The organism is Exiguobacterium sp. s161 (assembly GCF_018619045.1).
GTDB classification, from domain to species: domain Bacteria; phylum Bacillota; class Bacilli; order Exiguobacteriales; family Exiguobacteriaceae; genus Exiguobacterium_A; species Exiguobacterium_A indicum.
In genome coordinates, this window is record NZ_JACSNH010000018.1 from 1 (window position 1) to 909 (window position 909).

The 909-nt window shown below is 49.0% G+C and carries 8 tRNA genes and 1 rRNA gene; all 9 read left to right on the forward strand.

Annotated elements, in window-relative coordinates:
- The 9 genes from rrf to KNQ14_RS16615 all read left to right on the forward strand — a co-directional run bounded on the left by rrf (position 1) and on the right by KNQ14_RS16615 (position 908).
- Positions 1-115: ribosomal RNA gene (gene rrf, locus KNQ14_RS16575) — 5S ribosomal RNA — on the forward strand.
- Between the two features lie 80 nt (positions 116-195).
- Positions 196-271, forward strand: a tRNA-Asp gene (locus KNQ14_RS16580).
- 10 nt (positions 272-281) lie between these two features.
- Positions 282-357: transfer RNA gene (locus tag KNQ14_RS16585), tRNA-Phe, on the forward strand.
- Between the two features lie 8 nt (positions 358-365).
- Positions 366-441, forward strand: a tRNA-Thr gene (locus tag KNQ14_RS16590).
- 11 nt (positions 442-452) lie between these two features.
- Positions 453-528 (forward strand) — tRNA-His (locus KNQ14_RS16595).
- Between the two features lie 23 nt (positions 529-551).
- Positions 552-627 (forward strand) — tRNA-Lys (locus tag KNQ14_RS16600).
- Between the two features lie 7 nt (positions 628-634).
- A tRNA-Leu gene (locus tag KNQ14_RS16605) sits at positions 635-718 on the forward strand.
- A 7-nt stretch (positions 719-725) separates the two neighbouring features.
- A tRNA-Gly gene (locus tag KNQ14_RS16610) sits at positions 726-800 on the forward strand.
- Positions 801-821: 21 nt separating this feature from the next.
- A tRNA-Leu gene (locus tag KNQ14_RS16615) sits at positions 822-908 on the forward strand.
- The last annotated feature ends 1 nt before the right edge of the window (position 909 follow it).

Consider the following 909-nt stretch of genomic DNA (forward strand, 5'->3'; position numbering starts at 1 on the left):
CTGGTGACGATAGCCAAGTGGTCACACCCGTTCCCATGCCGAACACGGAAGTTAAGCACTTGAACGCCGAAAGTAGTTGGGGGCTTCCCACTGTGAGGATAGGACGTTGCCAGGCTTTTGTTTTTTTAATAAAACAATTGACAGACTTACATAGATGTTTTATCATTATAGAAGTCGTCACCTTATACTTAAAACGGTCCTGTGGTGTAGCGGTTAACATGCCTGCCTGTCACGCAGGAGATCGCGGGTTCGAATCCCGTCAGGACCGCCATTTTAATATCGGCTTTGTAGCTCAGTTGGTAGAGCAAAGGACTGAAAATCCTTGTGTCGGCGGTTCGATTCCGTCCAAAGCCACCATTTCTTTTGCCGGTGTAGCTCAGCTGGTAGAGCAACTGACTTGTAATCAGTAGGTCGCGGGTTCGACTCCTGTTGCCGGCACCATTTTTATTTTGGCGATTGTGGCGAAGTGGTTAACGCACCGGATTGTGATTCCGGCATTCGTGGGTTCAATTCCCATCAGTCGCCCCATTTTTTAACTTCATATCATTTATGTGTCATTAGCTCAGTTGGTAGAGCATCTGACTTTTAATCAGAGGGTCGCAGGTTCGAATCCTGCATGACACACCATTTTTATGCGGGTGTGGCGGAATTGGTAGACGCGCTAGATTTAGGATCTAGTGTCTTTGACGTGGGGGTTCAAGTCCCTTCACCCGTACCATTTATATGCGGAAGTAGTTCAGTGGTAGAATACGACCTTGCCAAGGTCGGGGTCGCGGGTTCGAATCCCGTCTTCCGCTCCATTTATATTTGAATAGCATTATGCGGTCGTGGCGGAATCGGTAGACGCGCTAGGTTGAGGGCCTAGTGGTGGCAACATCGTGGAGGTTCAAGTCCTCTCGACCGCACCAT